Here is a 26055-nt window from a genome sequence, read left to right on the forward strand (position 1 = left end):
CGGTCGCGGCGACCGGCATGGGGCTGGCGGGCCCGCTCGCACAGCGGGCACAGTCCGACTGGCAGCCGTCGGTGTCGGTGTGTTCGGGGTCGACGTTCCTGCCGCATGAGGGGCACGGCCAGTGGGCCGCCAGCCGCTCTTCCAATTCGCGACGGGTCTCCTCCCACTCCCGTTGGCGCTGGGCCTCCCATGCGGCCCGGCGGGCGTCGCTGCGGGCGAAGTACTCGGCGTGTGTCGGTGTTGGTCAAGGCATCGTTCAGGGACTGCCACGCCGTGCAACCGAAGCGCCACCACACCGGCCCCTGCGGGCCCTTGGTTCGCAGCTGGTCGATGAGGCGGACCGCAGCCAGGATCTGTGCCGGGTCAAAGGCGGCCTGTGTCATGGCGTTCTGGGTGAAGCCGGTGCTGGTGGCCGCGATATATTCCCGACCTGGCAATCATCTCCGTTCATGGCCCAGCCCTGTACCGGAAGATGCACACCGGGTGGATCAGCCACCACACGGCGAGGCTGGCGGACGTTAGCCCGGACCAACCCCCGTGGCTGCAGCCGATGCGCTCTCATTCTGGCCGGGCCGCATCGCCGACCGTGTGCATGTGCCGCAGCCCCTGCCGGTACGAGTCGATCAGCCCGGTCTCGGCGTACGGGAGCCCGAGGTTGCGGCAGTGTTCCCGGACCAGAGGCTGTACGAGCCTGAGGTGGGGCCTGGGCATGTTCGGGAAGAGGTGGTGCTCGATCTGGTAGTTCAGCCCGCCGAGAAACCAGTCCGTGACCGGCCCGCCCCGGACGTTCCGCGAGGTCAGGACCTGGCGGCGCAGATGGCCCCAGCGCTCGCCCGCCGGGTCGGGCATGTCCATGCCCTTGTGATTAGGAGCGAAGGCCATTCCCAGGTGGAGCCCGAAGAGCGCCTGATGGAGCAGTGCGAACGCGACGGCCTTGCCTACTGGCAGGCAGGTGAGCAGCAAGGCGCCATAACCGGCCGCGTGCAGCGCCAGCAGCGCGCCCTCGACGGCCCGCTCGCGCACTGGCTGCCGCCGCAGGTCCCGGACACTGCTCACCTTCAGGGCGATGCCTTCGAGCAGCAGCATCGGGAAGAACAGCCAGGCCTGGTGACGGGTGACCCAGCGGGCGAATCCGCGTCGCACAGCGGCCTGCTCCGCGGTCCACACGAGTGCGCCGGCGCCGACGTCCGGGTCCTTCTCGATGTGGTTGGGGTTGGCGTGGTGCCGGTTGTGCTTGTCGTTCCACCACGCGTAGCTCATGCCCAGGAGCAGATTGCCGTGGAGGAGTCCGATGGTGCGGTTCGCCCGGCGGCCGACGGCGATCTGGGCGTGCCCGGCGTCGTGGCCGACGTAGGCGGTGCGGGCGGACAGGATGGCGAGCGGCGCGGCGAGCAGCAGCGTCCACCAGGTGTCCCCGGCGAGGACGAACCCTGTCAGCACGGCGGCCAGGGCGAGGAGGTTCACGGTGATCATCCGCGCGTACCAGCCCTTGCGACGCTCCAGCAGCCCCTGACCCCTGACCTTCCGCAGCAGGGGAGTGAACTCACTCCCCTGCTGCGCTGTGGCGCCGACGGGTGCGGTGAACACAGACCGCGCGGTGGTCTGAGACATGGAGGGCTCCGGTCCTGAATCGGTCAGCAATGCTCTGACCTGCTTAAACGTACGGATCGGGGGCCATGCGGCGCCATGGCGTCAACACCCCGGCGGCACGGGGGCCAGCCCTAGGATCCCGAAGGGGGTTAGCGACACCTCTGCCCCGGCCTCCAGACGACCACCGCACCGGAGCACCCGGGTCATGCCGCCCCGAGAGCCTGGTGATCTACGAACGGCTGGAGACCACCATGCTCCTGCTGCAGGGGGTGTGGGACGGAGAATTGGAAGAGATCCTGCTGGACGACCTGGCTTTCGCGCGGGGAGCCCTGCCACCGACCCGGCCGATGAGCTCACTTCGGTGGCGTGGAGGGGCATCCTGTTGTCCATAGGAGGGGGCTGGAGATGACCGAGAGCGAAGCATCCAAGCGTGCTATCGGGTACGAGAAGATGGCGCTCGGCTGGGCGAAGAAGGCTCAGGAGGGGCGCGCGGGGGCGGCGGAGTTGGCACAGACGTTCGCCACGCTGGCGATGTCCGCACGGATGGAACACATGCAGTGGCGCATGCGGGTTCTTGGTGACCAGTTCGAAGACGTGAAGAAGTCGATGGGCAGTCTCCGCCGCAAGCTGCCCGAACAGTGACGACCTTGAGGTATGGCCATCGGCGGGTGCGGCCGTCCAATGTGGGGCGGTGAGCGACAGGTACCCCACTGAGATCACTGACGAGAAGCGCCATGCCATGGACACGGCCCGGCGGCAGGGACTGCAGAAGGACCTGCGCGCCCTCGCTGCCAATACCCGGGCCGAGGCAGAAGGCCGGTACGCCGGCGCGGAGCCCTGGCAGGCCGGAGTCGGGCGGAGGCCCGGGCCGACATCGGCTTGTGGCAGCGGCAGTGCGTCACGTAGGCGCAGCTGTGGAAGAGCGCGAGTGCATGGTCTGGCTCGGAGTGCCGGCGGATCGTCTTGTTCGCTTTTTACGGCCGCTCCTCTGTGGGCAGAGTCGGCGCAAACAGCGGCGGGCCCGTCCTTCACGGTGAAGGCCGAGCCCGCCGAATGTGCGGCACAGGGCTACTACTGGGTCTGGAGGGCGCCGCGGTCTATGAGGCCCTGGATGTAGAGCGGCCAGTCCCGCTCCAGGCTCGTTGTGATGGCGACGTGGACGTCGCGGCGGACCTGCGGGGTGACGTGTTCGACGTCGCCGTTCGGATAGTACAGGCGCAGGCCCTGGCGGCTGGCGTCGCACAGGATGGCGTGGGCCTTCTGCATCAGCGTCAGGTAGAGCTGCGGGACCGGCGCGTTGACGAGCTCGTCGATGGCGGCCTCATAGTCGATGCCCAGGTCCGCCCAGTCCTTTCCCTGCTTGTCGAGCCAGAGGGTGACGTCGGAGAAGAAGACCGCCTTCCCCGGCCCGTCGGCGGGCTCGCGGGCCAGCGCGCCCGCGAGGTCGAGCGCGATGCCGGCGCCCTTGCTGACGAGACTGCGGGGGATCATCTGCGGGGCGATGGCCAGGGCACACTCACCCCAGCCGTCGCGGGTCTCCGCTGGCCAGGGCAGCCCCAGTACGAGCCAGCCGTCCGGTTCCAGCAGCGAGTTGCTCACCGTGTCTTCCCCTCGGTGGTGATGGTCGGTGTTCCGCCTGATCCTTCCGGCTGGTTGCGATGACGGACAAGACGCCCTCCGGCCGCTGCATCTGCCTTGAACCTGGCCTCTTCCTTTCGGCTATCGCGTGGAGAAGAGGTGTCGTCGTCTCCGGACGGCTTGCCCGCCTGGACTGACCTGCGAGAACAGTCAGTGTCTGATTTGAGGGGCTCCCACCTCCGGTCGCACCTTCGGTCCCCCGCTGGAGGCAACCGTCCGGCCAACGGTTCAGCCGCCTGCCGGTGCAACCCTCTGCGCGGCCGTCGCGGGCTGCGGAAGACGCAGCGCGGGCCAGCCGGGTCCCACCGCCAGGCCGACCAGACGGCGGCGTCGGCGAACGGGCCGGAGCGCTCCTCGATCATCGCGAGGACCTGGGCGCGGGCGGTGTGCACGGCCTGGTGCTCGGTGTCGGAGACGATGCCGAGCCGCCGCACGTGGGCATACTCGTCTTCGTCCTTCCACTGGTCAGGATCGACGACCAGGTGCACAGTCAGGTCGAAGGTGTCGAACCCGACCGGCGTGCGGTGGGTGGGCTGCTCGAAGTTGACGTACCAGCTCCAGCGGCATAGCACTGGAGTGCGTGTAGGCACTGGGATCCTGGCTGCTCCTCCTCCGGGCCATGTGGCGGGCCGGGCGCGGCTCTGGCCGCAGCAAGGCTGCTCGGCGCGCAGCTGGAGCGGGCAAGTGGGCGGCCCCAGCGCGGCCCTGGCGGCGTCATCCTTGCCGCCCGGGCGGCAAGCTCACCACCGCCAAGCTCCAGGCACTCGCCGATCTCGGACTCGGGTGGGCGGCAGCGTAGCCGTCGGAGCCCGTGGCTATGCGTGTGAGTCGGCCACGGGTTGACGAAGATTGAGATACTGCCTCCTCTTTGAGACGGGGAGGCCTGGTTGATCATCTTTGATACGAACGCGGTAAACCTTCTGCCGCCTGAAGGACCGCGTGCAGACATCATCCGGAAGTTGCGGCAATCGCGCCATCACAGAGTGGCTGTGCCGTGGATGGTGTTGGAGGAGATGGCCGCCCACCAGGCGCACCTCTACCCGGTCAAGCACCAGGCTGTCCTGAACACCCTGGCGAAGCTGCGAGACATCCTTCCCTGGGAGCCGGAAAACTCGCTGGAACCGCTGGACCTGGAGCGCTTCCTGGATCACTGGCGGGAGGTCTACGGAGAGATCTTCGAGGTGATCGAGACCAGCGACGGAGTCATCCGCAGGGCGTTCCAGCGGGAGGCGATGGCCCTGCCTCCGACGAAGCGAGGCAAGGCCCACTCCGAGGGCGGCCGCGATGCGGCGATCTGGTTCTCCGTCCTGGAATTCCTCGAACAGAACCCGGACCAACACGTCCACCTCGTCACGAACAACAGCACGGATTTCACCGACGGGACCGGCTACCCGTACCCGATGAACGAGGACATCCGCGGCATGGAACACCGGCTCACCTTTCTGCAGGACTTCGACCAGGTCGTCTCCCAGTTCACCAAAGAGGTGTCCGGGACGGACGCGGAGGCCGCCGCAGGTGAGCTCCTGAGGTCACTGCCTGTGCGGGAGCGGGTTTCTCAGACAGCCGTAGAGGTTCTCATCTCCCCCACCGGATTCGCCGGCTTGGGGACCGCCGGCGTCGGGGTGGAGTGGCATGAGTGGCTCGCCTCACCCGAGGTCGATCTCCTCAGCGTCACGGACGTGACGGGACACGAGATTGAAGGCGAGGTCTGGTACACGGCCAAGGCCGGCTGGCTGCTGTACGGTCTCGCCCTCAACGGAGAGGAAGCAAGCGCCCGCTACATCGCCTGCGTGTGGCACATGAAGGTCCTCTTCTCTACAACCGAGGGCGATGAGACACCAACTCTTCTCGCAACAGAAGAGCCCTCGCCACCGGACACTGACGACGAACCGTGCATGAGGATTCTGCAGGGCCTCAAGAAGCGAGTCACTGGCGTTGCCGCAGATATGAAGCAGAATCTCCTCGCCATGCAGTCCCCTGTGGAACGCTTGGTCACCGAACAGCTGCCGCCTTCCATGCGTGAGCTCAACCTGGCCACCAACCAGCTGGCTCGAAAGCTGGCTGCTGACAGGGCAGCGCTGCAAGCCTTGATCGACACCCCGGCGACACGATTCGCTCAGAAACTCGCCTCAGACCGAGCCGCGCTACAAGCCCTGTTCGACACCCCGGCGCACAAACTCGCCCGGCAGCTCGCCGAAAATCAAGCAGCGCTTCAGGCCCTGTTCGCCCCCCCGGCGAGATTCGCCCGGCAGCTCGCCGAAAATCCGGCGGCGCTACAGGCTCTGATGGACACCCCAATGACACAATTCGCCCAGCGGCTCGCCGAGCTCGCCGAATCCATGCCGAAGCTCGACAACGCCACCACGGCGCCGCAACCGACTGCTGGTCACGATGCGCCTGATGCCGATGCAGAGCAGATGGCATCCTCAGGTGACGTTGAAGACGTACCCAAGGGATGAACCAGATGCCGACGGTGGCGACCATGGTGAATAACAAGACGGGCATTACCGTCCCGCAGCCATCGGCTACCACGTGATGCGGACGCCGCGTGGTCGTTGAACAGCATGACTCACACGCCGGGCCCCGGGGATATCTCTCCCCCGGGGCCTGTGGCGTGTACTGCCGTAGTCAAGAGACGCCGGTGGCCTGCCCGAGGGCTTCGGGGTCGGTCATGCTCAGTACCTGCGTCTGGTGGACGGTATCGCCGCGCTGTACGACGTGGACGCGGCCTCGGTGCGGGCGACCGGGTCCTTGGCGGCGGGGCCGGTCGCCGGAGCGAAAGCGTCGGCGCCGGGAAGACGCCAAGCGGCGCCAGGCCCTCAAAGCCGTCTCCTGATCCTGGTCACCCGGCTGGACGCCACGGCGCTGCACCCCACGGCCCGCTGCAGCGCCGTGATGTCGTGTGGCAGCCGGTTAGCCGATCCGGTAACCGTCGTAGACGTAGCCGTTGTTGGAGCTTACCCCTATACGCCACCACTGGAGGCCGGCGTTGCTGATGCATGACTGGTCGACCGCACGGTAATCGTCGGAGATGGTGGCGATGACCGCAGAGCCGCCCGAGGGCGTCGCGTGCACGGGAGTGCCATCCACGAAGCTCATGTACACAACTCCGATGGAGGAGCACGACCAGGCGGCAGTGGCGTTCGCGGTGGCGGGCGCGATCCCTACGGCGGCCGCCACGGCCGCAGTGACAAGTAACGATTTGAGAGTGCTCTTCATGTTCTTCCCCCAGTGGTAGAGGCAGGCTGCAAAGTGACAGCTGCGGATTTAGCCTGACGCATCACTCTGCGTTCCCTTTAGCCGCGTACCGGCCAAAACAACACCAGGAACTCTCCGGTCCGATCTGCCCGATCTCCTCACCCACCGCTCCCGGTGGCCAGGACGCGGCTTCCTACGTCGCCAACGAGACCCCATGCAAATGCCGCGATGGTCTCAAGACACCACCGTGCTGCCGCCCAACGACCACCACCTGGACCACGAGCAGCACGCTGCTGCACACCACGGCGAGCGGCACGACCAGGAGAGCATCAAGGCCTCGCCTCACGCACCTCACATCCCTCATATCGCACCCCGCCCACCTGGGGAAACGGGCTGTGTGCCTCATAGCAGGGGCCGGGCGTCAGTGAGCGGCGGCGGTCAGAGGGCGGTGCCGTGGAGGGCGCGGCGGTCCCCGAACAGGGCGTGGCCGCGTGCGGCGAGTCCGTTCTCGAGAGGCTCGCCAATCTGCTCGCACAGTAGTGCCAGGACGTCGGCCGCGTCGGTGTCCGACAGGTAGGCCAGAACGACTTCGAGCATCAGCTCGCCGATCGCGTGCGTGCTGGCGGCGAGGTCGTCGACGACGCAGCGCGGCGAGCGCGGGATCCATCGGCGGATCGATCGGCGGCGGAGGCGGGGCAGGACGGACGTCGCGGACGGCCTGGCGGACCACCGCGCGCACTGTCGGCTCATCACGGGGCGGGGCCTAGCCGGTGGCTCAACTTAGTGCATGAGCTGGCTTGTTGAGGACCATTGACGGTCGCTTGCCCTCGTTGGACCATGCCCCATTGGATGGTGCTGGCCGCCTGGCCGGTTCTCGGCTGCGTCTCGCGCTGTCCGCATGCCCCAGGGCGGTCCGAACATACTGAGGGCCACCACGATGAAGGAGCCCGATGACGCGTGCCAGAAAGTGTCTGATGGCGATGGCGTCACTTGCCATCGCTGCCGGCGCTCTTACCGGAACCGCGACAGCGGCGCCGCCCGGAACGACACTTCCCGTACAGGAAAAGCTCCTCACGACTCTGGATCCCCACAAGCTGGCAGCGGCGGGAGCGCGGCAGGAGTTCATAAGCCAGGCTTTCCCGCCCGGAAGGACCTGCACCACGATAGCCGCCTCGAAGAGTCACAAGGGCGGCGCCAGGGCGTGCACGGAGGTCAAGCGCGTGGACGCTGACGGCCGTGCTGTCGTGGAGCGGGCGGTCGCTGGGGCGTGCTCCGCGCAGCCCGGCTACTACCGTGCGGACCGGCATTCGTACTGCCTTTCCGACGCGAGGATCACCTACACCCTCTACGACCCGGGCAGCGGGGCGGTGACCGGCGTCGGGGAGATCAGCCTGAGCAGCTATGCCGAGCCCGACGCGGGCAGCGGCTGGTGGAACGAATCGTTCACTGCCACCGTCACGAAGACGGAGGGGCATGTCAGCAGTCTCGCCGTCAACCTTACGGCGTCGTGCACCAACGCCTGCGCGATGATCAACCCTGATGCGTGGGGCACCAAGGTCCTCGTTCTGGGGCAGAGCATAAGCAGTCACGTCACCTACTCCAGCTCTCCCGCCAGCGGCACGGTGACCATGGTGACGCCGCAGTACTCGCTCAAGCTGTACCAGCCGGGCGACACCCCGGGCGACTGGGATCACAACTGGTCGCTGCCCCTCAAGGTGCGCTGTGATGCGGAGCTGTCCGGCTACGGCTGTGTGATCAGCCAGGTGCGGGCTTTGCTGGACCTGCCGCTCTCCCAGTACGGCGAGGCGGCGGCCACCTACTGGTACGCCCAGGTCGCGCTGGCCGACCACTGGGGGGCGCCGGACAGTCCGCTCACCCGGAACAAGGACGAGGCCGCGCATAAAGCCAACCGGTACCGGACCTGCGAGGGCGGCAGCAGCATCCCCTTCTATCCGCAGGACGACATCGAGGATGACTCGTGCGACGAGTACCCCTTCGCCGGCACCTTCGAGGGCGGGACGGACGGCGGATTGTGCGCAGAGATCCTTCCGAAGTTCGAGCAGGGCGGCTGGAAGCTCTACTACTTCGCCGGGCGCCAGCCCACAGGCAACGAGCCCTGCGTGCGCGGCCATGTCCCGCTGGCGAAAAACGAGAAGGCCGGAGGGAAGTACGGCAACTTCGTCAAGGCCGAGCGTGTCCTGGACACGGAGAAGTTCACCGTCTCGCTCGAAGGCTGAGACAGTTCACCGCGCCGCGCCCCCAGAGCTGTACCGGCCCTGGGGGCGCGGTGCGTCGCTGTGGGGTGACCGGTTTCGGGAAGGGGCCAACGGCACCACCCGTGCCGTCTCCGTCTTCCACAACCTCAAGACCGACACAGCCTGAACCCGCGGAGCCATGTAACGCGTTGGCACAATCGGCCCATGACTGTCTGCGACGGGTGAAAACGGTTCAGGCACGGATTCGGTGAAGTGGATCAGCTCCGCTGGGACGAGTCATCGCCTACGACCCGGTCGGTAAAATCGCAGACCCTGACCGCCAGGTACTCCGCCGCCTGGTCCCGGATGAAGAGGCGGCCGGCGGCCTGCGCCCGTTCCAGTGCGGCCCGGTCGGCGAACCGCTCCAGGGCGCGGCCGTCGTAGAGCGGGTGGTCCTTGTACCAGCCGGTGCAGAGGATCAGGTCGGTGCGCGCCAGCTCGATGACGGTCTCAGCGGCGGCCGAGGTGCCGCCCGAACTGCTGTCGAAACGCTGTTCCTTGCCGTGTACGAAGCCAGGCGGCGGCACGCCGAGGGGCGGGGGTGGAATCAGGGGACGGTGCGGGCGAGAAAGTCCTGGAGCTCACGGTGCCGGAACTGGTAGGCGATCCCCGCTGGCCGCATCAGCCCGGCGTTGCAGCACCAGTCCAGGAATCCCGCCAGCCGCCACGGCAACCACCGGCCCGAGCCCTGTCTTGTGGACAGCAGCAGGGCCACGTACCACAGGCCGGCCTCCCCGGATACGAACAATGCAATGGCCCCGAACGCGACCCCCGCCATGACCCCCGCCTGAAGGCCGAGCTCCACACCGATCCGCAGCCCGCTCCCCAGCCCGTTCGCGGGCAGCTCGAAGAAGCTGCCGAGCCAGGCATAGAGACCGAATGCGCACCCGGTCACGGTTCCGGCCACAACTCGGACCCAAAACCGGGCCTCGGCCAAGATACTGAAATAGACACCGACGGGTGCGAACAGGAAACCTATCGCGATCCCGTGAAGGAGTTCACTCTGGGCGTTGAGCCCGGCCAGGAATCCCCCCAGGAGCGCGAGAAACGCGAAAAACACGAAACTCCACATGAATGAGTCCGCGACGTCGCGGGCGACTCCGAGGGCCAGCCGGTGAGGGGCCGCCATCGGAGACGATCTCTTTATCTGCGGTCTCACCCATGCTCTCAGCGCAAGGACCGCTGGCGCGATCAGGAGGACCAACAGTGGCGGAAACGGTGGATTCCACACCAGCCCGACGATGGTAACGGCAAGTGTCACGGGTACGGTGAGGGCGGTGACGGCAACACGTATCCAGCGGTAGTCGGCAAGGGGCCACAGCTGGTCGAGCCGTATGTCGGTGCTTGGCAGCGCCTGACCGCCCAGAGTGCGGCCGGTGGTGGCGTTGTGGTCCAGGTAGCGGGCCAGCGTCGTCAGCCAGGCCCGCACGGAGGCCGGGTCATGGCCGCGGCTGCCAGCCGCGGCACGGGCGGCAGACGGGATGAACAGGCCCAGGAGGTGGTCGCGGACCTTCTCGGGGGTGTTCAGGGCGGGGTCGAGCAGCTCGTCGGGGTGGCGAGGGTGGGTGCCGGTGTCGGGGTCGCGTTGTTCGTAAACGGTGGCGGCCAGCGTCAGCCGCCACGGCGTCGACAACCCCCGCGCCAGGGCCCCGGCGGGGTTGGCGACGAGCGCGTCCAGGACGCCTTCCCAGCGGACAGTGTCGGTGACGCGGCTGGTCAGGAAGTCCCAGGCGGTCGCGGCGTCCAGGGACTGGAGCTCGATCCGGGCGGCGTCCTGGGCCCACACCCGCAACGCTTCCAGCGCGGAGTACGCCATGGTGCGGCAAGTGAGGACGATTCCGCCCTTGGTGGTGCCCTGCTGGTAGGCGTTGACCGCCTCCAGCGCCCGCGCCGCCCGGGATGCGAACCCGGGTTCGGGGTCGGCGTCCATCTCATCCAGACCGTCCAGCACGGGCAGGATCTTCCGCGCGGCCACCAGGGCTGTAGCCGCGCGCCGCCGCAGCTGGTAGGTGGCGGTCAGGTGAGCGGCGATCCACTCCTCCAGAGTGTGCTCCGGCTTGTGACGGCCGGGGTCGAAGCCAGTCAGCGGCAGCCGCACCGGCACCGCATCACCCGGCGCGCGGTCTTGCAGGAGCAGCAGCATCAGATGCACCGCCAGCACCGTCTTCCCCGCCCCCGGCGCGCCGGTCACCACCATCCGCCCCGGCCGCAACCGCCGGTAGTAGACCGCCACCTCCCGCAGCGTCCCGGCCCCTGCGGCCCCGGACGCTTCGTGCGCCGGAGCCGGGCGGTGGACGAAGGGCACGTCGATGGTGCGGTCCGAGCCACCCAGCAGCCCCCGCCACGCCGCCGTCTCCGCCCTGGCCACGTCGGCCGCGAGCCGGTCTGCCAGACCGGCCGCATCACTGTCCTGCCACCGCCGGGCCTGCACTCCCAGCAGCAGCCCGGCCAGGCCAAACCCCCCTCCGATCACCACACCGGCGGGGTCCACCTGCCCCAACCCCACCGCCACCACCATGACGACCGCAGCGGCGCCCGCCACTACTGCACCTGCCACCCACCACCCAGCCCCGCCCCGGCTCCTCATGACCAGCCATCATCACACCGCCAGTCCCAGCCGCCCAACACCCAATCCCGGCGGACACACGTGTTATTGAGCGAAGAAAGGTCCGTCATTCAGGCAGCGCCGCGAGCAGGATCACGTCCGGCAGTCCCCAGCCGCAACGGTAGACGTCACGCACTGTAGGAGACAGGGCGACGTCGTTCAGTCGATGTGTCCGGGGTGAGGCGGTTTCGGGGTGTGGATAGGGCTCGTCTGAGGCTGATGAGCAGGCAGGCACGGCTTCCGGTGATCATGAGGTGTCGAGTCCCTGATCACCACAACGGGAAGTCCGTGCCTGCCTGCTCATCTTCGCCCATTCCGGGTGCTCTGGGCCAACTCGCCGACGCCGAAACGGCCTCGCCCAGCGAACTCCCCGGACTGCTGACCTGCCTGGCAGCGGTGCCCGACCCCCGCCGCCGCAAGGGGCGCCGCCACCCTCTGGCTTTCGTCCTCGCGGTGGCCGCGTGTGCGGTGCTGGCCGGTGCGAAGTCCCTGGCTGCGATAGCGGAATGGGCCGCTGATGCCCCACCCGGGCTGTTGTCCCGGCTCGGCGCCCCATGCAGGGACCCGCGGCATGGACCCCTCGCACCCGCCGAGGCCACCGTGCGCCGCACGCTTCAGCGCATTGACGGCGACGCGCTGGACGCGGCCGTGGGCACCTGGCTGACCTGGCGCGCCAGCGCCACCGCCGGCCAGGCCACGAACGGCGACCGGCCGCGGCCATCGATGGCGGTGGACGGCAAGACCGTGCGCGGCGCCCACCGTCCCGACGGCACTCAGGTTCACCTGCTCGCCGCGATGACCGGCACCGGCCTGGTCACCGCCCAGCGCGAGATCGACGGCAAGACCAACGAGATCACCGCCTTCCAGCCCTTGCTCGCCGGCCTCGGCCTGGACGACGCCGTGGTCACCTTCGATGCTCTCCACTCCCAGACCGACCACGCCCACTTCCTCGTCGAGGACTGCCACGCCCACTACATTGCCCTGATCAAGGGCAACCACCCGACCCTGCACCGATGGCTCAAGGCTTTGCCGTGGCGGGACGTCCCGCTGGGCGACAAGACCCAGGCCACCGCCCACGGACGTGACGAGATCCGTCGGCTCAAGACCGCGCCCCCACCCGCATCGCGTTCCCGTACGCGGCACAGGCCGTGCAGATCGTGCGACGCCGCCGGATCGTCACCACCGGCAAGATCACCCTCGAACGCCTCTACGGCGTCACCGACCTGACAGCTGAGCAGGCCGACGCGCCCGAGATCGCCCGCCGCATCCGCGACCACTGGGGCATAGAGAACAAGGTCCACCACATCCGGGACACCACCTACGCCGAGGACGCCTCCCGCGTGCGCACCGGCACCGCTCCACGTGCCATGGCCTCCCTGCGCAACCTGGCCATCGGTGCTCTGCGACTGGCCGGCCACACCAACATCGCAGCCGGACTCCGCCACCACGCCCGCGACACCAGCCGCCCGCTGATTGCCCTCGGCATCCAATGATCAACCCAGACGCATCACCTGAACGACGCCGCCCCGGGCTCCTGCTCGGACTGCGGAGACCTTCGCCAAGCCTCATCGTCCCAGCCCAGAAGCCCATTTTCGGTTTTCCGCCCACAATCCGGACACCGTCGCAGGTGAAACACGCAGGCGAACACCCGCGTCAGCCAAGGCCGGCGACGCGAACACCAGCGTTTGATCACGCGCCGAAGTTCCAGTAGCGGGTCAACGCTCCTTCGAGATAGTTCCGCATCAGATCCTCGGCAGGAGCGTCCGCCCCAAGATTCCAGCGGCGCAGGGGTTTGTGCGATAAATAGGTGTGGCCGTCCGGTCGGTCGATGCCATCGGGTGGATCGACGTATCCGAAAGGCCGGTGTCGAGAAGCACGGCCGGCTGCAGCTGACCCGGCCGGGGGTGCAGAATGGTCCAGCAACGGTGCCGTTCACTACGCCTGTAGGGCTGGCCGTGCCGATCACGGTAGCGGGCGAACCGAGAAAAGCGCGTGGCCGGCTCAAGGAATTCCAGTACCTCCCCGGTGACGTACTGATCGAACCGCGGGAGCACCGCGGCGATGACGCAGGCCATGGCCCGCGAGAGCTGGGGGTCCCCGCCAGGGCCAGCAATGGGGTTGCCGGTGCTCACTGCTGTCTCCTTCCACTCCACTACACGGATGGGTGACACCGCACTGAGGTGTCCGCTTCACCACATAGGGATTCTCGCGCGGGGCCAGCGGGTAGGTCAGCCCGTCTTCGCAACGTGTGCACCTGAGCCAGGCAGGTCAGCAGGCCGACAAGGTCATCGGGTGCGACCGGTGCGGCATCGGTGAGCAGGCCCAGAGGACCCGGGATGAGCGAGGACGAGCGGGCAGGCAGAGTCTTCCCTCGTGGTGAACAGGGACTCGACACCTCATGATCGCCGGGAACCGTCCTGCCTCCAGTCCGAGGCGACCACCCGGCAGTCCTGACCCACCTCCTGAAAACCCATCAACCCGGACACACCGCCTGAACGACGCCGCCCTGGCCCCCGCTCGGGGCCAGCCGCCCCGTACCCACGCAGGCTGAGGCAAGTAGAGGAGACCGTAGGCAGGTCCCCTCCTCATGGGCGTTGGGCTCTCAAAATCCTCCCCCGCCGACCTCCGCCCTGCAGGATATAGGCTGTATCCACTTCGCCGATAACTTCATCTACCTTTCCCCAGAAAGCGACTAGCGTTGCATGCTCTTCTTCCCACGCCTCTACGCAACGTTGACGCAGAAGTGAAGTCTCATTCTGGGCCGCAGGGAAATTACCCTGTAACGCTCGGATAGCATCTGCTGTTACCTTTATCCCTGCGCACCATTCCCTGGCAGGTTGTTCTAGGTCCGGCCGTACCCACCGCACTTCGCGCGTAGCCGCAATCGCGCTGCTGATCGCCTCTCGGTATAAGCCCTCATAATCAGCTTGACCTCCCTCTTCAATTGTCTGCTCCCACTCCAACAAGGTGGTCACCGCGAGCAGTCCCTTGTCATGGAAGGCATTGCAAGCCTCGCGAATCTCCTGGCGTGCGCTAACTGCCTTTTGAATGGCGTACTCATGAGCTGCTTGAGCACGTGCTGAACGCCCAGTCGCTGCAGCTCCTAGCGCAGCCCCCACCGCACCCGCGATCCCCGCCACACCAGCAGCCAAGACTGCAGCGACCCCCTGATCCATGCGTGGATACTGCCGCCCTCAACCCCATGCCCGCCAGCAGGCCGCACGCCCTGGTTCTCCGGCACTGACGTGCGCTCGGTCACACCCGCGCCAGCAATCTCGTCAGCATGCGGTACGGCCCTCCTCCCGAAACGTGGCCACGGTGCTGGCCCGCTCGACCCGCGCCCGGCGCAGCGTGCGAACACGGCTGCTGTCGGCATCTGCCGCCCGCGTCGCCTTGGCCCGCAGCGCCTCGACCGCAGCGTCACTGGAGGTTTCCTCCGGCTCCGGCCAGTTCGAGCTGGCTGAGCGCGCGGACCGCCGCCATAACGTGGGTGGCATCGGTGCGCTGCCGGCCCCCGGATTTCAACAGCCCGGCCTCCACCAGCCGCTTCAGCATCACCCGCAGCAGCCGGCCAGCGGCATCCCCTTCCGCCAACCGGGCCCGCAACTCGCTGAGCATCGAGTAGTCGAATCCCGGATCCTCCAGCTCCAGGCCCAGCGCGTACTGGAAGTCGATCCTTGAGCGCATGGCGTCCGCCGCAGCGCGGTCCGACAGGTTCTCCGTGAACTACAGCATCGACACCAGCACCAACTGACCCGGCGAAAACCCCGGACGGCCATCGCAGGGATACAGGTCCGCGAACTCCTCATCCTCAAACAGGACATCCAACCGGTCTCGCACCAGCATCGCCGGTGTCCCCTTCGGATGCGCGGCCCACGCCGTACGCACCGTCCTCACCGGAATCCGCTGAAAACTCCTCGGCCGTAACGACACCGCACCCCCAGAACCCGAGGCCACCCCGCCCCCTCCAGCGAAGCACCCCACGGCCCCACCGTCAGCACCCCACACAAGATCACCAACAGAGTCACGGCATTGGGGCTAAGCGCGTGGGGCAATGGTGTTGTACGCGGACAGCCAGCCGGTGACCAGGTAATCGCCCCGGGTGAACACCGCTCCCCCGTGCTCGACTTGCGCTTCATGGCCCGGGAGGGGTGCCGGGTAGGAGAGATCGCATGTGGTGCCGTCGGCGGTGTGGCGGGCTACGGTCACGCCGGTCCACAGGTGGACGACGGTGCCGCGCGGGGCATGGACGCGGATGCCGTCCGGGCGGGTCTCAAGGTCGATGCCCGTGGTGCGGGTGGCGAGGAAAGCGCGGTAGCCGTCGGGATGGAGTCGGCAATTGCTGGGCGGGGTGGTGCCGGGCCAGTCGGGGGCATCGATACCGCGGTCGCGGGCAGCGCGCCACATGGTGGGGACGAGTCGGTGTGTGTGGGCGGGGGTGGCCATGCGTTCGCACATCCAGAGCAGGCGGCCGGAGCCACGGTGGGGGCCTAGGGTGCGCCAGCGGATGCGTTGGGCGAGGTCGGATGCGGTGATGGCGGCCCAGGGGTGGATGGTGCCGAGGTGGCCTTGGGCTGCGAGCCAGGCGAGGTAGCGGCGGGCTTCGTCGAGGATCTGTGCCATGGAGTCGACGGGGATGCCCAGGATGTAGCTGCTGCGGGTGCGGAATGCCTTGGGGCTGTTGGCCACCAGGAGCAGGACGGCGCGGGCGAGGTCGCCGGCGGCGGGCTTGTCCTCGTCCTCCCCCGGGGGTTGTGGGGCGTGGGCTGCGTCGGTGTGTCCGCCGGTGCGCAGGACCTGGTGGAGGGCGGTTTTGGCGCGTTCGGTGAACGGGGCTTGTTCGAGGACGGGCAGGTGGGTGCTGAGCAGGGTGATGAGGGTGTTTTCGGCTTCGTCGGGGCTGCCGGGGACGGGGAGGAGTTGCAGGGTGTCGGTGAGGGTGGTGGCGGTGTCGGCTTCGACCATGAAGCGGCTGGTGAGTTTCCCGGTTTCGGTGATGGTCAGGTTGTCGTTGCCGCCGGGGTCGGGGGTGCGGTGGAGGTAGCCGGCGTCGCCCAGGAAGTCCAGGGCGTCGTGGAGAGGGTCGAGGTGGTGGTGTCCCTGGTAGTGGGCGAAGGTCTTGGTCCACCACAGTTCGGCTTGGTCCAGGTCGCTCAGTCGTCCCTGGACGGCTTCGGCCAGGACGTGGTCGGGAAGGTGGTCGCGGATGCGGGAGGTGACGGTGTATCCGGCGGCAAGGCGCGCCTGCCATGGGGCCCGTTCGGTGGGGCTGGTCAGCAGGTAGGCCCAGCCTTCGCGTTCGCCGGCCCCCACGCGGCCGGCGCGGCCGAACATCTGCTGGACCATGGAGACCTCGATGCGGTCCATACCGACCTGGGTGTCGCGGACGATGACGGCCCGGGCGGGGAGGTTGACGCCGGCGGCCACGGTGGAGGTGGCGACCAGGATGTCGGCCTGGCGGGTGCGGAAGGCGTGTTCGGATTCTCGCTTGTAGGGCCAGTCGCGGTAGTGGAGCCGTACACCGGCGCGGGTGCACAGCTGCTCGACGAGTTCGCTGTCATCGGTGTCGGCGCCCTTGGTCGGCACGCCGCGGTCGGCGGCCAGGGCGAGGGCGGTGGCGCGTACGCCTCGTTTGCTGCCGCAGAAGACCAGGACGCTGCCGCCCGTTGTGGTGATCGCTCGTGCGAGGCGTACAGCCTCCGCGGTACGGGCCTGGGCCCGGGCGTTCCATTCCGGGGCGTCGGCCGCGTCTGGCAGGACGGGCAGTTGCCAGGTCAGACGCGTGGGGCGCCAGGGTGAGCGGATAAGGCGCGCGCCCAGCCAGTCGGCGACCTGCTCGGCGTTGGCGACCGTGGCGGACAGGCCCGCGATCCGGACCTGGGCGCTGTCCTCGCGGACCCGGGCCAGGAGCGCTTCGAGGACTGGTCCGCGGGTGGGGTCGCCGAGCAGGTGGATCTCGTCGACGATCAGGCAGCCGACCTCGGCGAGGGCTGCGCGCAGGGAGCCGGTCCGGCTGATCGCCTCGAACTTTTCCGTGGTGGCCACCCAGAGGTCCGCGGTGCGGATGAGTTCGGCATCAACGGCGTATTCACCAGTGAGCCGCACGACGCGGCGGCCGGCGCGGCGCCAGGTCTCCAGGTCTCGGTCGAGTTCGTCGGTCAGGGACCGCTGGGGCACCAGCCAGGCCGCCTTGCGGCCGCGGCTGTGAGCCTGGAGCGCTGCCACCATGCCGATGGCGGTCTTCCCTGCACCGGTGGGCGCGACGATGACCAGGTGCTGGTCGGATTCCAGGACAGCGGGGACGGCGGCGGCCTGGACGGGGTTGAAGGCGGGGTGCGGCAGCAGTTCCTTCCAGTCCCCGGGTACCAGGTCGGTCACCGGGACGTAGGCTGCCGCCTCGTTCGGGGGCAGGTCCGCAAGCGCATCCCACTGCGCGGCGAAGGCATCTCGAGCCCCGTATGCGGCCGGGCCGACTGCCGGGGCGTTGGGGACACCGCCGGTGATGGAGGTGAAGGCCGCCAGATCCGTGCGACTCCGAGGTCGCCGACGGTGGAGACCTGCTCGCTCTCCACCCAGTGGTCGGCGCTGCGGACCGGAACACCGTGCTCGGCCAGGAAGGTGCGCAGCGGGTCGAAGTCCGGGCTCGTCGGGACGATGACCCGGATGTCCTCGGCAGTTGCCAGGGCCTGCTCGCACGGCCGCCAGTTAGGGTCGGTCGCCTTGCACCACAGCAGAGCGCGCTTCTCGGTCTCCGCTGGCAGGGGAAGGTCCGACGGCCAGGCAGGCGCGGGCTGCCGCGCGAAGGGGGCGGCAGGGCCGGCCGGGCGAATCGCGGTCACGGTCATGCCCGGACCGGACGGGCAGGGCCCAAGCGGCAGCCTGGTACCGGGCGTTGAGGGTGCGGACGGGCTCGGCGGAACAGGCTTGAGTCGCGCGGGCACCGCCGGGGCAGTCGCGTCGGGGCGAGGCCTGGGGAGGGCGATCAGCTTGTCATAGGTCTTCACGCCCAGGTCAGCGAGGGTGTAGGTGCGGGGGCAGGCTGGACAGACCACGGCGACATAGCGGTACTGACGGCCAGCCGACTCGTAGGGGCGGCGCAGCGAGTGCAGCGGGGTATCGCAGGTGGGACACGGGCGGGGGACTTGTTCCTGGTAGGACCATCCCGGCTCCCGGAACCGCGCGAGGAGGTCTTCCTCATCAAGGACGGTTCCCCAGCGCTGCCGGACAAGCTCGGCGACTGTGGCCTTGGATGTCTGTTCTTTCACCGCACACACGGCACCAACTTTGCCAGCAACTGGCACGGCTGACGGGGAGAAAACAGCCAGGCGGGAGGAATGTCCACAGCCCAAGGGCCCGTTGTCCACGCGCAGGTGCACGCAAGCATCGGTCTTCCAGGGACTTCTATGTCTTTCATCAAGCCGTGCGGGTACAGGGACAGCACACCGGCATCGGCGGCCAATCTCCAGCAGGCCGCGTCACCAACTTGCCCGGACGGCGCCGCGACGAACGTGGCGATGCTCCGCAAGTCGATGGAGCAAGGCTCGGCATGAGCGCCAGGACAGGTGGAGCCATGGGGCTTCTCTGCTGGGGCTGCGGCGTGTGCCCCCTGGGGGGCGGGATAGCTACGTCAGTTTCACGCTGTTGCTACACCAGGACCTCACTGTGGGGAGGGCCTGGTTCGGACGGTGATGAGCCGCTGACCTGGGCCCAGGAGGTCAGTGCTCCCAGGAGACCTCGGTATGCACGAGGGCTCGGTCATTGTGCTGGGGCGCTAAGCGATGACGCCAAGTGGAGGCGCTGCGTGATGGAGTTCGGTGATGGTGGCGGCGGTGCCGAAGCTGAGGACTGGGTCGGGCCGGCCGGACAGCAGGCTTTCGTAGAGGGGCTGGTAGTGAGCGACCTTCCGTGGGGTCCGGCCGTCGTTGCCATAGGCCTCGAGGAGCCTGCCGTCGTGGGTGGCGAAGCCGGTCATGGCTGTGTGGTCGATCCAGATCTCCACATTGGATCGGCCGAAGGTGAGGGTGGTTTTTTTGCTGCTGGAGCCGGTGAGCCAGCTACTGTGCAGCCGGGCCGTGCCCACGGTGCCGCGGGAGCGGTACTCACAGGTGCACCAAGCACTCGCGCCGTTGTCCATCTGCTGGGCGGAGGTGAGAGCGGTGAGCTCGACGAAGCGGGCGAGCATGCTGAGCTGGTTGACGCCGGAATCCATCCAGCTGGAGATGTATGAGGCGAAGGCTTGCTCGCCCCGGAGGATGTACGGGTCGTAGAAGGCCGAGGTGATATCCGTGATGGGCCCCCACTCTGAGTGGACGGATATCTGCTCTGCCGCCCAGCGTACCTCGGGTGAAAAAGAGAAATGGTGAGCTGTGAACACACGGTTTTGTGCGTCTGTCGTCCCGTCCAGGGAACGCAGCCGGGTGAGGGAGCCCAGGTCGTGGACGAGGGGCTTCTCGACGAGCACCTGGGCCGAGGACAGAGTGAGGACCTGGGTGGCCAGGTCGGCGTGTGTGTCTGTGGGGGTTGCGATGACGACGAGGTGGGGTTGGTGGACGTCGAGCGCTTCGGCGAGGTCACTGTAGTGAGGCGGCTTGGTTCCGCGGAATGCGGGCGGCTCCGTGCGATGTGGGTCGACGGTGAACTCCAGGGCGATCCCAGGCTGTCCGGCGAGGACCTGGAGGTGGGTGTCCGCGATGATCCCGACCCCGACCAGGCCGACCTGTACCAGGCCGCTCATGAAATCTGCCTTTCTTGTACCTTTTAAGGTCGCTTCGCATGGTCCGTTCGGCTGCGCCGCCGCTCCCCGGGGTTCGGCGGCGTCATCGCGAAGCCACCGCCTCTGCCCAGCGTCCCAGCGACGCGGCGGGGCCGTCGACCCAGTCGACGGCGGGGCTGTGCTCCGCGGCCCGTTCGACGCCGTCGATCCAGGAGGTCACGATGGGCACCCAGTAGGTGTTGCCGCCGGAGGTGCGGGTGCGCTCATCGAGATCAGAGCGCGTGCGGCGGGCTCCGTCTGGGTCACCTGCGAGTACGCCGAGAAGGATGTCAGCGACATCCGCCAGGTTGTGGCCGCCCCTGTAGCCGATCTCGTCCGTCAGCCGACGGGTGTCACTGATTGCTTCCCAGGCCGTTATCGGGTTGCCGGACATCGCTGAGGCGACCGCCTCGGCGGAACGGATCTTGACGAGTTCGACGGGGTTGGGCACAAGGTCGAGCAGTTCCCGGGCCTGGGCCGCGGCCTCAGACACGGTGGCCGTGTCTCCGGCCCAGCAGGCGGTCTGGGCCAGGTTGGCCAGTGCCTTTGCTTCGGCTGCGGCCAGTCCCTCACCGTGGGCCAGGGCGATCGCCTCGGTATAGGCATCGGTGGCTTCGCCGAAGCGGGCGTTGACCCGCCAGATGTGCCCGACCAGCCGGAGCCTTTCGCCCTCGTCCGCCGCGTCATGGCTCGCCTGGTTGCGCAGTGTGGCAAGGGCGGGAGCGAAGCGCCCGTTGAGGTAGTCATAATCGCAGAGCCAGTAGCGGGCGGCAGTGCCGAACTCGCCCTCGGTCAGCTCCCGGTAGATCTGCGCGGCCCTGGTGTAGTCGCCCTGGTTACGCAGCGCGTGCGCGAGGTGGAGGCGCACTAGTTGGGCCGTCAGGCTGTCGGAGCTCAGGTCCGCGTCGGCGCCGTCCAAGACCTCGACCGCTTCCGGGGCTCTTCCAATCCGGCGCAGCTGCACGCCCTGTATTGCGGCGCGGATCGCCCGGAATTCCGGAGTGTCCGCCGCGCTGGCGGTGAGTCCCGCACCGATCTGTGTCCACTGGCCAGCGGCCACCAGCCGCTGTGTGGCTCGCGCCATCCAGTCGTCGAAGACCCCGTATGTTCCGGACAGTGTGAGGCCCGATTCGAGGGCCTGTGCGGTCGTGGTACGCCCGGCGGATGGTCCAAGCCGTTCACCCATGTGGCGCAGCAGCCGGGCGGCGACCTGGCTGCGGTCGGCGTCCGACCAGCCGTCCGGGAGGGTCCGGTCTGCTTCGCTGATGGCCTGGCGCAGCGCTACGTGGAGGGCGTAGGGCAGCTCGTAGGCGTCATCGTGTGTCAGGAACGGGCGGCGCAGGAATCGGGCCACGCAGCCGTCGGGAAGGGACGGTTGGCCGGCCCGCAGGAGTGCGGCGTCGACCCGGTCGATGAGTGCCGCTGTGCGGACCAGGTTGCGCTCCTCCTGAGGGAGGTCCCTGATTGACCGGGTGGCGACTGCGGTGAAGGATCCTCCGAAGTCGTCGACTGATGGCTGCCTGCCGCGTGCCAGCAGCTCGACGAAGTGCGAGACCGACAGGTCCAGGTATAGCGGTAGCCCCTGGCCGCCGGAGATGATGCGCTCGCGAACCTCGGTCGGCATGGCCGGCTCGTCATCTTTGGTGAGCGCCTCGCGGAGGTAGCTGTCGGCATCGGAGGCTGACAGGTACCCCACAAGGTGCTGGCGCGGCTCGGCGGTGTCGTTGCTGAAGTGCAGGTAGGGCCAGCACTCCGGGCCGGTGAAGTCCAGCTCGCCGCGGGTGCTGCTGTCAGCCCAGTCGACGCGGTTCCGGCCGGTGATGACGAACAGCACGTTCGGCATCAGGTAGACGCAGCGTTGTACGAACCGTTCGGCGATACGGTCAGTGCGGTTGCCGAGCACCTCGAATGTATCGAGGAAGACGCACACTCTGGGCCGTCGTCCCCGTCGGGGCTGCCGCTCCAGATCCCAGGCCAGGAGGTAGGGGAAGAATGACAGCGTCTCGTAGTCGGCGTCCGCTTCGATCAGTTCGGCGAACAGCTCGCAATCGGACAGCAGCCGTCCCTCCCGCACCCGGTCGCGGATGGCCCGGTAGGTGCCCAACGCCGCGCGCTGGGCAAGCCCCGCCAGACCGCCGACTTCCGAGGGGACGACCAGTTGGAGACTCGACGCCATCTGCTCGCTCAGCCCGATGCTTCGTGAGGCACGCCGCACCGCCGGCGATGCGTCCAGGAATTCCTGTAGCGCCTCCCCCGGGTGAGCGCGGGCCCAGTATGAGGCCAGGGCCAGGTCGAAGGCCGGCCATCGGCTTCCCAGTTGCCCAAGCCCCGACCGCAAACGCATCAGCAGGCTCTCGATATCGGAGGCGCCATCCTCGGAAAGGTCGACCCGTATGGACACGACGTCGTCCTGGTTCATCGCTCGGGCATCAGCGAGAAAGCGGCGCTCCAGCTCGTGGGAGAGCGTCGTCTTCCCTATGCCGCCCACACCGTAGAACGTCAGTACGTTGCGACGCCCCTGCACTCGGTCGGCTACGGGCGAAATCTCGGCCTCGTCCAGTGCCTGGTCAAGTCCATCCAACGCACGGCCGAATGCGGCCACCTCGTCCACCCGGTTGGTGAACACCTGTTGCGCGGCAACGGTGGACGCCGCACCGCTCATGAACGCAGCACGTAAGTTCACTCGTGCCATCCGGTCTCCCTCATGCAACATCACACGGATACGTCGTCAGCGGCCCGGCAGGGAACCGCCCATCAGACGACCGTAGCGTGATCACGAGCGACCCAGGAACAGGGCGGCCGTCACCCAACCTACGATGCATTGTCGCAGGACACCTGCAAGACACACTTTCCGGCGTCTGAAAGCGACGATGGGCTGATCTGATCGAAGAGGGCCTCCGTTACCGCAACCGGGGGCGCGACAGGTGGGTCTCGTCGGCTTCGGCCAGTCGGCGGAACTCAGCACAGGATTCCTCGGCTCGGGCTTGCCCTCCCACCGTTCGGGGTGCTGAAGAACAACCGGAGGGGACGGTACCGCTCTCGCCCAGCCCCCGCGCCGGGCGGGAGCCCCCGCGCAACACACCGCAAGCCCCAGCCGCCAACATCACCCCGGCCAGCCGACCGCGCGCCGTCAACTGGGCGACGTTCGGGCCGGGGGCTGCACCGGGCCGTGGCCGACGTCGCCGCGTGCGCCAACTGGTCCGCTCACGAAACAGCGGGGTTACAGCACTGTGCTGTACAGGGCACGGCGGTCTCCGGTGGCGGCGTAGCAGCGTGCGGCGAGGGCGTTTTCGAGGCGTTCGCCGATCTCCTCGCATAAGAGAGTCAGCCGGTCGGTTGCTTCACGGTCGGAGAGGTAGGCAGGGGCAACTTCGAGCAGCTGCCGGACCTGAGCCGACATCCACGCCGCGACCGGTACGAAGTACAAGCACACAAGGCCCTGCACGCCGCGCACGAAGTCGAACGCGGTAACGGCGCACTGACCCGCAAGTGAGCCTATGTCCGCGGCTACACGTCTTTCTGAGTCGGCCGCCAGCGCCACGCGTACCACCAGCAGCGGGCGGAAGGGTGCGGGGCGAGCGCTTCAGGTAGCTGGTGTTTCACCGCCTCGTGATGGCGAACCCGAGCCCGGTCACCAGCACTGCGGCAGCTGTCAAACCGACTCCCAGCGGTGCAGCGAGTGCCGGGTGCTGGTAAGTGACGTAGACCAGAGCCGTGGCGACAATCAGGATCACCGCCAGGGCAAGCAACAACAGGTACACCCGTATGTCGTGATCCCGATCATCACGGTGCTGGGTGTCCGGGTCAGTGGTCATTCGGACCCTCCTTCGGGTTCAGGCATGCGGGAAGCGCCATGCGGCATGAGAGTGAAGCGCGGTTCAGATCGGGACAAAAAGGAGTCAGTCACGGCAACCTCCTCCGAGATCGAACTTCGCCTATGCGATGTCAGCTGGTTTGTGTCGGTGTTCCCTCGACCGGCCGAGCGCCTGGTGCGCGAGCACGCGCGCGTGGAACGTCCGCGCGCCCTCCAGGTAGGGACCGGAGAGCGCCTGGTAGACCTGTTCCTGTACGCGCATGTAGGGCAGCAGCCGCTCGGTCTCGGGAAGGTCGGGCAGCGCCTCCGAGGGGTGGTTGAGCGCGTCCCGCAGCACGTGCAGGGGTTTCCAGCGGCGGCCGAGCCGGTCCAGGACGCTGCGCAGGATGTACAGCGACTCGTCGCGCATCCCGGCGGACAGCAGTAACTCCCGTACTCCCTGGTGGAATTCGTAGCCGACCCCGGTCTCGTCCATCGGGTCGGTCGCGCCGACCTTGCGCAGCAGTCCACCCAGCAGGATCTCGGCGAGATCGCCGGGGCTTCCCTGCGGCTCGTGCATGCCCTGGACGAACTCCATCACCGGAATGTTCAGCGGCGCCGCCGCCAGCCGGGAGGCCAGCTTGAAAGCGCTCGGCGACGCGGTGGCGCGGAAGCGGAAGACGCGGTCCCGGGCGGTGGGTTCCGGCTCCCGCTCCCAGCGCTCGGCCGGTACCCCCGGCAGCAGCGCGAGCGTGTGGCGGCCGCGCGTGGACGGCCGGGTCACCAGCTGCGCCCAGCGGTGCAGCCATCGCGCTTCGAGCTCCAGCACCGGGACCGGCGGCTCGCCTCCGGGCCAGGGGGTGCCGTCGGCGCTCTGCCAGGTGGCGTTGGGCGCGCCCGGCTCGGGCACCCGCACCCGCACGCGCTCGGGCATCAGCCCCGTGTGATGCCAGCGGCTTTGATTCAACGTGTGCAGGACGGCCACCGTGGCGTACCGCGCCCAGCGCGCCAGTGCCAGCTTGCCCGTCTCGTCACCCCACGCCGCGCCGATGCCGTCGGTCAGAACCAGCACGGTCCGCCTGCCGCGGGGCGCGATGCCGTCCACCGGCGAGCGCCCGCCGCCCCGTCCCCCCGGTCCGCCCTGTCTCGGGGCTGCCCCGTCGTGGTGGCCCGCCGGGTCCGCGGGGAGCGGATGGTCGAAGTTGATCCGCTGCACGCGGACCGTACGGAACGCGCCGGTGCGCTCGAGGACGGTCACCAACTGGCTGATCGTCTGCCGCCACACCACCATGGAGCTGCTGCTGTCCACGACCAGGACCATGTCCATCCAGCGCTCCCGCACCGGCACACAACTGGGCAGCCACAACCCGTCGCGCGCCGCCCGCTCGGCCGTGGTCTCCTCGTCGATCTCGACCTCGACCGGCGAGGGCGCGGTGCGACGCAGCGGCCGCAGCGCCCGGGACAAGGCGCGCTCGGCGGTCGGCGGGGAGACCGAGCCGAGCCGGTCGGCATCCGGGTCGGGCAGCCGCAGCTGCAGACAACGGCGCAGAAAAGCGGGCAGGAATTCCCGCTCGTCGTTGCTGGTGATGACGACGATCGGAAAGGCGCGGCAGCGCACCCGCCCGCCGGCGATGACGGCGCTGCGGTCGGGGTCGTCGGTGAGCACCCGGACGGCCGGGCGGCGGCTGCGGATGCGCACCAACTCGGGAATGGCGTACTCGCCGGCCTCGAAGATGTCCAGGAGGTCGTTGGGCAGATCGATATCGCTTTTGTCGAATTCGTCGATGAGCAGGACACGGGGCAGCCGGTACGGCAGCATCGCCGTGCCCAGCGGGCCGAGTTGGAGAAAGCCCCCGATGTCCTCAGGCCCGGGCTCGGGGCGATCCGGGTCCACCGCCTGCCCGGCCGCCGCGGCGTGAACGCGGCCGACCGCGTCGTACTCGTACAGACCCGACCGCAAGGTGGTGCGGGTGGTGATCGGCCAGCGCAGCACCCGGCCGAGCCCCAGCTCCCTGCTGATGCGGTACGCCAGCGTGGACTTGCCCGTCCCCGGGCGACCCGTCACCAGAAGGGGACGGCGCAAAATCAGCGCCGCGTTGACGACATCCGCCTCTTCCGGGTCCGACCGCATCCCCAGGGGAGCGGCGCCCAGCCGCCGGGCGGCGTCCTGTACCGCAACGCTCCCGGTGGCCCCGTGTTCAACCCCCTGCTCCTGCGCGTCGAA

General features: G+C 68.2%; 19 protein-coding genes and 1 pseudogene. 5 read left to right on the forward strand and 15 right to left on the reverse strand.

The window, feature by feature from the left end; translation table 11 throughout:
- Window positions 1–558: 558 nt before the first annotated feature.
- Complete coding sequence (locus ACFV2X_RS41735; protein WP_385626534.1) at window positions 559–1611, reverse strand: fatty acid desaturase family protein; 1053 nt, start codon at window positions 1609–1611, stop codon at window positions 559–561.
- A gap of 384 nt (window positions 1612–1995) precedes the next feature.
- Here ACFV2X_RS41735 and ACFV2X_RS41740 point away from each other — a divergent pair, with 384 nt between their 5' ends.
- On the forward strand, window positions 1996–2232 hold the full coding sequence (locus tag ACFV2X_RS41740) for a hypothetical protein (RefSeq protein WP_385626535.1): 237 nt from the start codon (window positions 1996–1998) through the stop codon (window positions 2230–2232).
- 429 nt (window positions 2233–2661) lie between these two features.
- Here ACFV2X_RS41740 and ACFV2X_RS41745 read toward each other — a convergent pair whose 3' ends face one another.
- On the reverse strand, window positions 2662–3189 hold the full coding sequence (locus ACFV2X_RS41745; protein ID WP_385626536.1) for a hypothetical protein: 528 nt from the start codon (window positions 3187–3189) through the stop codon (window positions 2662–2664).
- A gap of 926 nt (window positions 3190–4115) precedes the next feature.
- On the opposite strand from ACFV2X_RS41745, the gene ACFV2X_RS41750 reads away from it, so the two are divergent.
- The gene (locus tag ACFV2X_RS41750) at window positions 4116–5687 is read left to right on the forward strand and encodes a PIN domain-containing protein (RefSeq protein ID WP_385626537.1); all 1572 of its coding nucleotides are present in this window, start codon (window positions 4116–4118) and stop codon (window positions 5685–5687) included.
- Between the two features lie 454 nt (window positions 5688–6141).
- Here the strand turns inward: ACFV2X_RS41750 and ACFV2X_RS41755 are convergent, their stop codons facing one another.
- Window positions 6142–6447 carry a hypothetical protein gene (locus ACFV2X_RS41755; protein WP_385626538.1) on the reverse strand — a complete coding sequence of 102 codons (306 nt, stop codon included), beginning with the start codon at window positions 6445–6447 and terminating at the stop codon, window positions 6142–6144.
- 417 nt (window positions 6448–6864) lie between these two features.
- Window positions 6865–7179, reverse strand: a complete 315-nt coding sequence (locus tag ACFV2X_RS41760) for a hypothetical protein (protein WP_385626539.1) — start codon at window positions 7177–7179, stop codon at window positions 6865–6867.
- Window positions 7180–7646: 467 nt separating this feature from the next.
- On the opposite strand from ACFV2X_RS41760, the gene ACFV2X_RS41765 reads away from it, so the two are divergent.
- The gene (locus ACFV2X_RS41765; protein ID WP_385626540.1) at window positions 7647–8663 is read left to right on the forward strand and encodes a hypothetical protein; all 1017 of its coding nucleotides are present in this window, start codon (window positions 7647–7649) and stop codon (window positions 8661–8663) included.
- A gap of 236 nt (window positions 8664–8899) precedes the next feature.
- On the opposite strand, the gene ACFV2X_RS41770 is transcribed toward ACFV2X_RS41765, so the two are convergent.
- Window positions 8900–9208: a hypothetical protein gene (locus ACFV2X_RS41770; RefSeq protein ID WP_385626541.1), complete on the reverse strand. Its 309-nt coding sequence runs from the start codon at window positions 9206–9208 to the stop codon at window positions 8900–8902.
- A 20-nt stretch (window positions 9209–9228) separates the two neighbouring features.
- Window positions 9229–11223, reverse strand: coding sequence for an NACHT domain-containing protein (locus ACFV2X_RS41775; RefSeq protein WP_385626542.1), 1995 nt, complete (start codon window positions 11221–11223; stop codon window positions 9229–9231).
- Between the two features lie 351 nt (window positions 11224–11574).
- On the opposite strand from ACFV2X_RS41775, the gene ACFV2X_RS41780 reads away from it, so the two are divergent.
- Window positions 11575–12513 (forward strand): ISAs1 family transposase, encoded by a 939-nt coding sequence (locus tag ACFV2X_RS41780; protein ID WP_385626543.1) that lies wholly within the window; start codon window positions 11575–11577, stop codon window positions 12511–12513.
- Window positions 12444–12779 carry a transposase gene (locus ACFV2X_RS41785; protein ID WP_385626544.1) on the forward strand — a complete coding sequence of 112 codons (336 nt, stop codon included), beginning with the start codon at window positions 12444–12446 and terminating at the stop codon, window positions 12777–12779. The genes ACFV2X_RS41780 and ACFV2X_RS41785 overlap by 70 nt, the downstream gene beginning before the upstream one ends.
- 249 nt (window positions 12780–13028) lie before the next feature.
- Here ACFV2X_RS41785 and ACFV2X_RS41790 read toward each other — a convergent pair whose 3' ends face one another.
- The 9 genes and pseudogenes from ACFV2X_RS41790 to ACFV2X_RS41830 all read right to left on the reverse strand — a co-directional run.
- Complete coding sequence (locus tag ACFV2X_RS41790) at window positions 13029–13418, reverse strand: hypothetical protein (protein WP_385626545.1); 390 nt, start codon at window positions 13416–13418, stop codon at window positions 13029–13031.
- A gap of 1288 nt (window positions 13419–14706) precedes the next feature.
- Entirely contained in the window at window positions 14707–15000 is a 294-nt protein-coding gene (locus ACFV2X_RS41795; RefSeq protein ID WP_385626562.1) for a transposase, read from the reverse strand.
- Window positions 15001–15324: 324 nt separating this feature from the next.
- The gene (locus ACFV2X_RS41800; RefSeq protein WP_385626546.1) at window positions 15325–17664 is read right to left on the reverse strand and encodes a DEAD/DEAH box helicase; all 2340 of its coding nucleotides are present in this window, start codon (window positions 17662–17664) and stop codon (window positions 15325–15327) included.
- A complete protein-coding gene (locus ACFV2X_RS41805) occupies window positions 17661–18131 on the reverse strand; it encodes a hypothetical protein (protein ID WP_385626547.1) in 471 nt (156 codons plus the stop codon). Before ACFV2X_RS41805 ends, ACFV2X_RS41800 begins: the two co-directional genes overlap by 4 nt.
- 926 nt (window positions 18132–19057) lie before the next feature.
- A complete protein-coding gene (locus ACFV2X_RS41810) occupies window positions 19058–20020 on the reverse strand; it encodes a Gfo/Idh/MocA family protein (protein WP_385626548.1) in 963 nt (320 codons plus the stop codon).
- A gap of 82 nt (window positions 20021–20102) precedes the next feature.
- On the reverse strand, window positions 20103–22730 hold the full coding sequence (locus ACFV2X_RS41815) for a tetratricopeptide repeat protein (RefSeq protein ID WP_385626549.1): 2628 nt from the start codon (window positions 22728–22730) through the stop codon (window positions 20103–20105).
- Between the two features lie 528 nt (window positions 22731–23258).
- Entirely contained in the window at window positions 23259–23579 is a 321-nt protein-coding gene (locus tag ACFV2X_RS41820) for a hypothetical protein (protein WP_385626550.1), read from the reverse strand.
- Between the two features lie 58 nt (window positions 23580–23637).
- Entirely contained in the window at window positions 23638–23853 is a 216-nt protein-coding gene (locus tag ACFV2X_RS41825; RefSeq protein ID WP_385626551.1) for a hypothetical protein, read from the reverse strand.
- Window positions 23854–23973: 120 nt separating this feature from the next.
- Window positions 23974–26001: pseudogene (locus ACFV2X_RS41830) on the reverse strand (SAV_2336 N-terminal domain-related protein); the annotation flags it as partial.
- Window positions 26002–26055: the final 54 nt, after the last annotated feature.

The sequence above is a fragment of the Streptomyces sp. NPDC059679 genome (assembly GCF_042734105.1).
Lineage (GTDB): Bacteria > Actinomycetota > Actinomycetes > Streptomycetales > Streptomycetaceae > Streptomyces.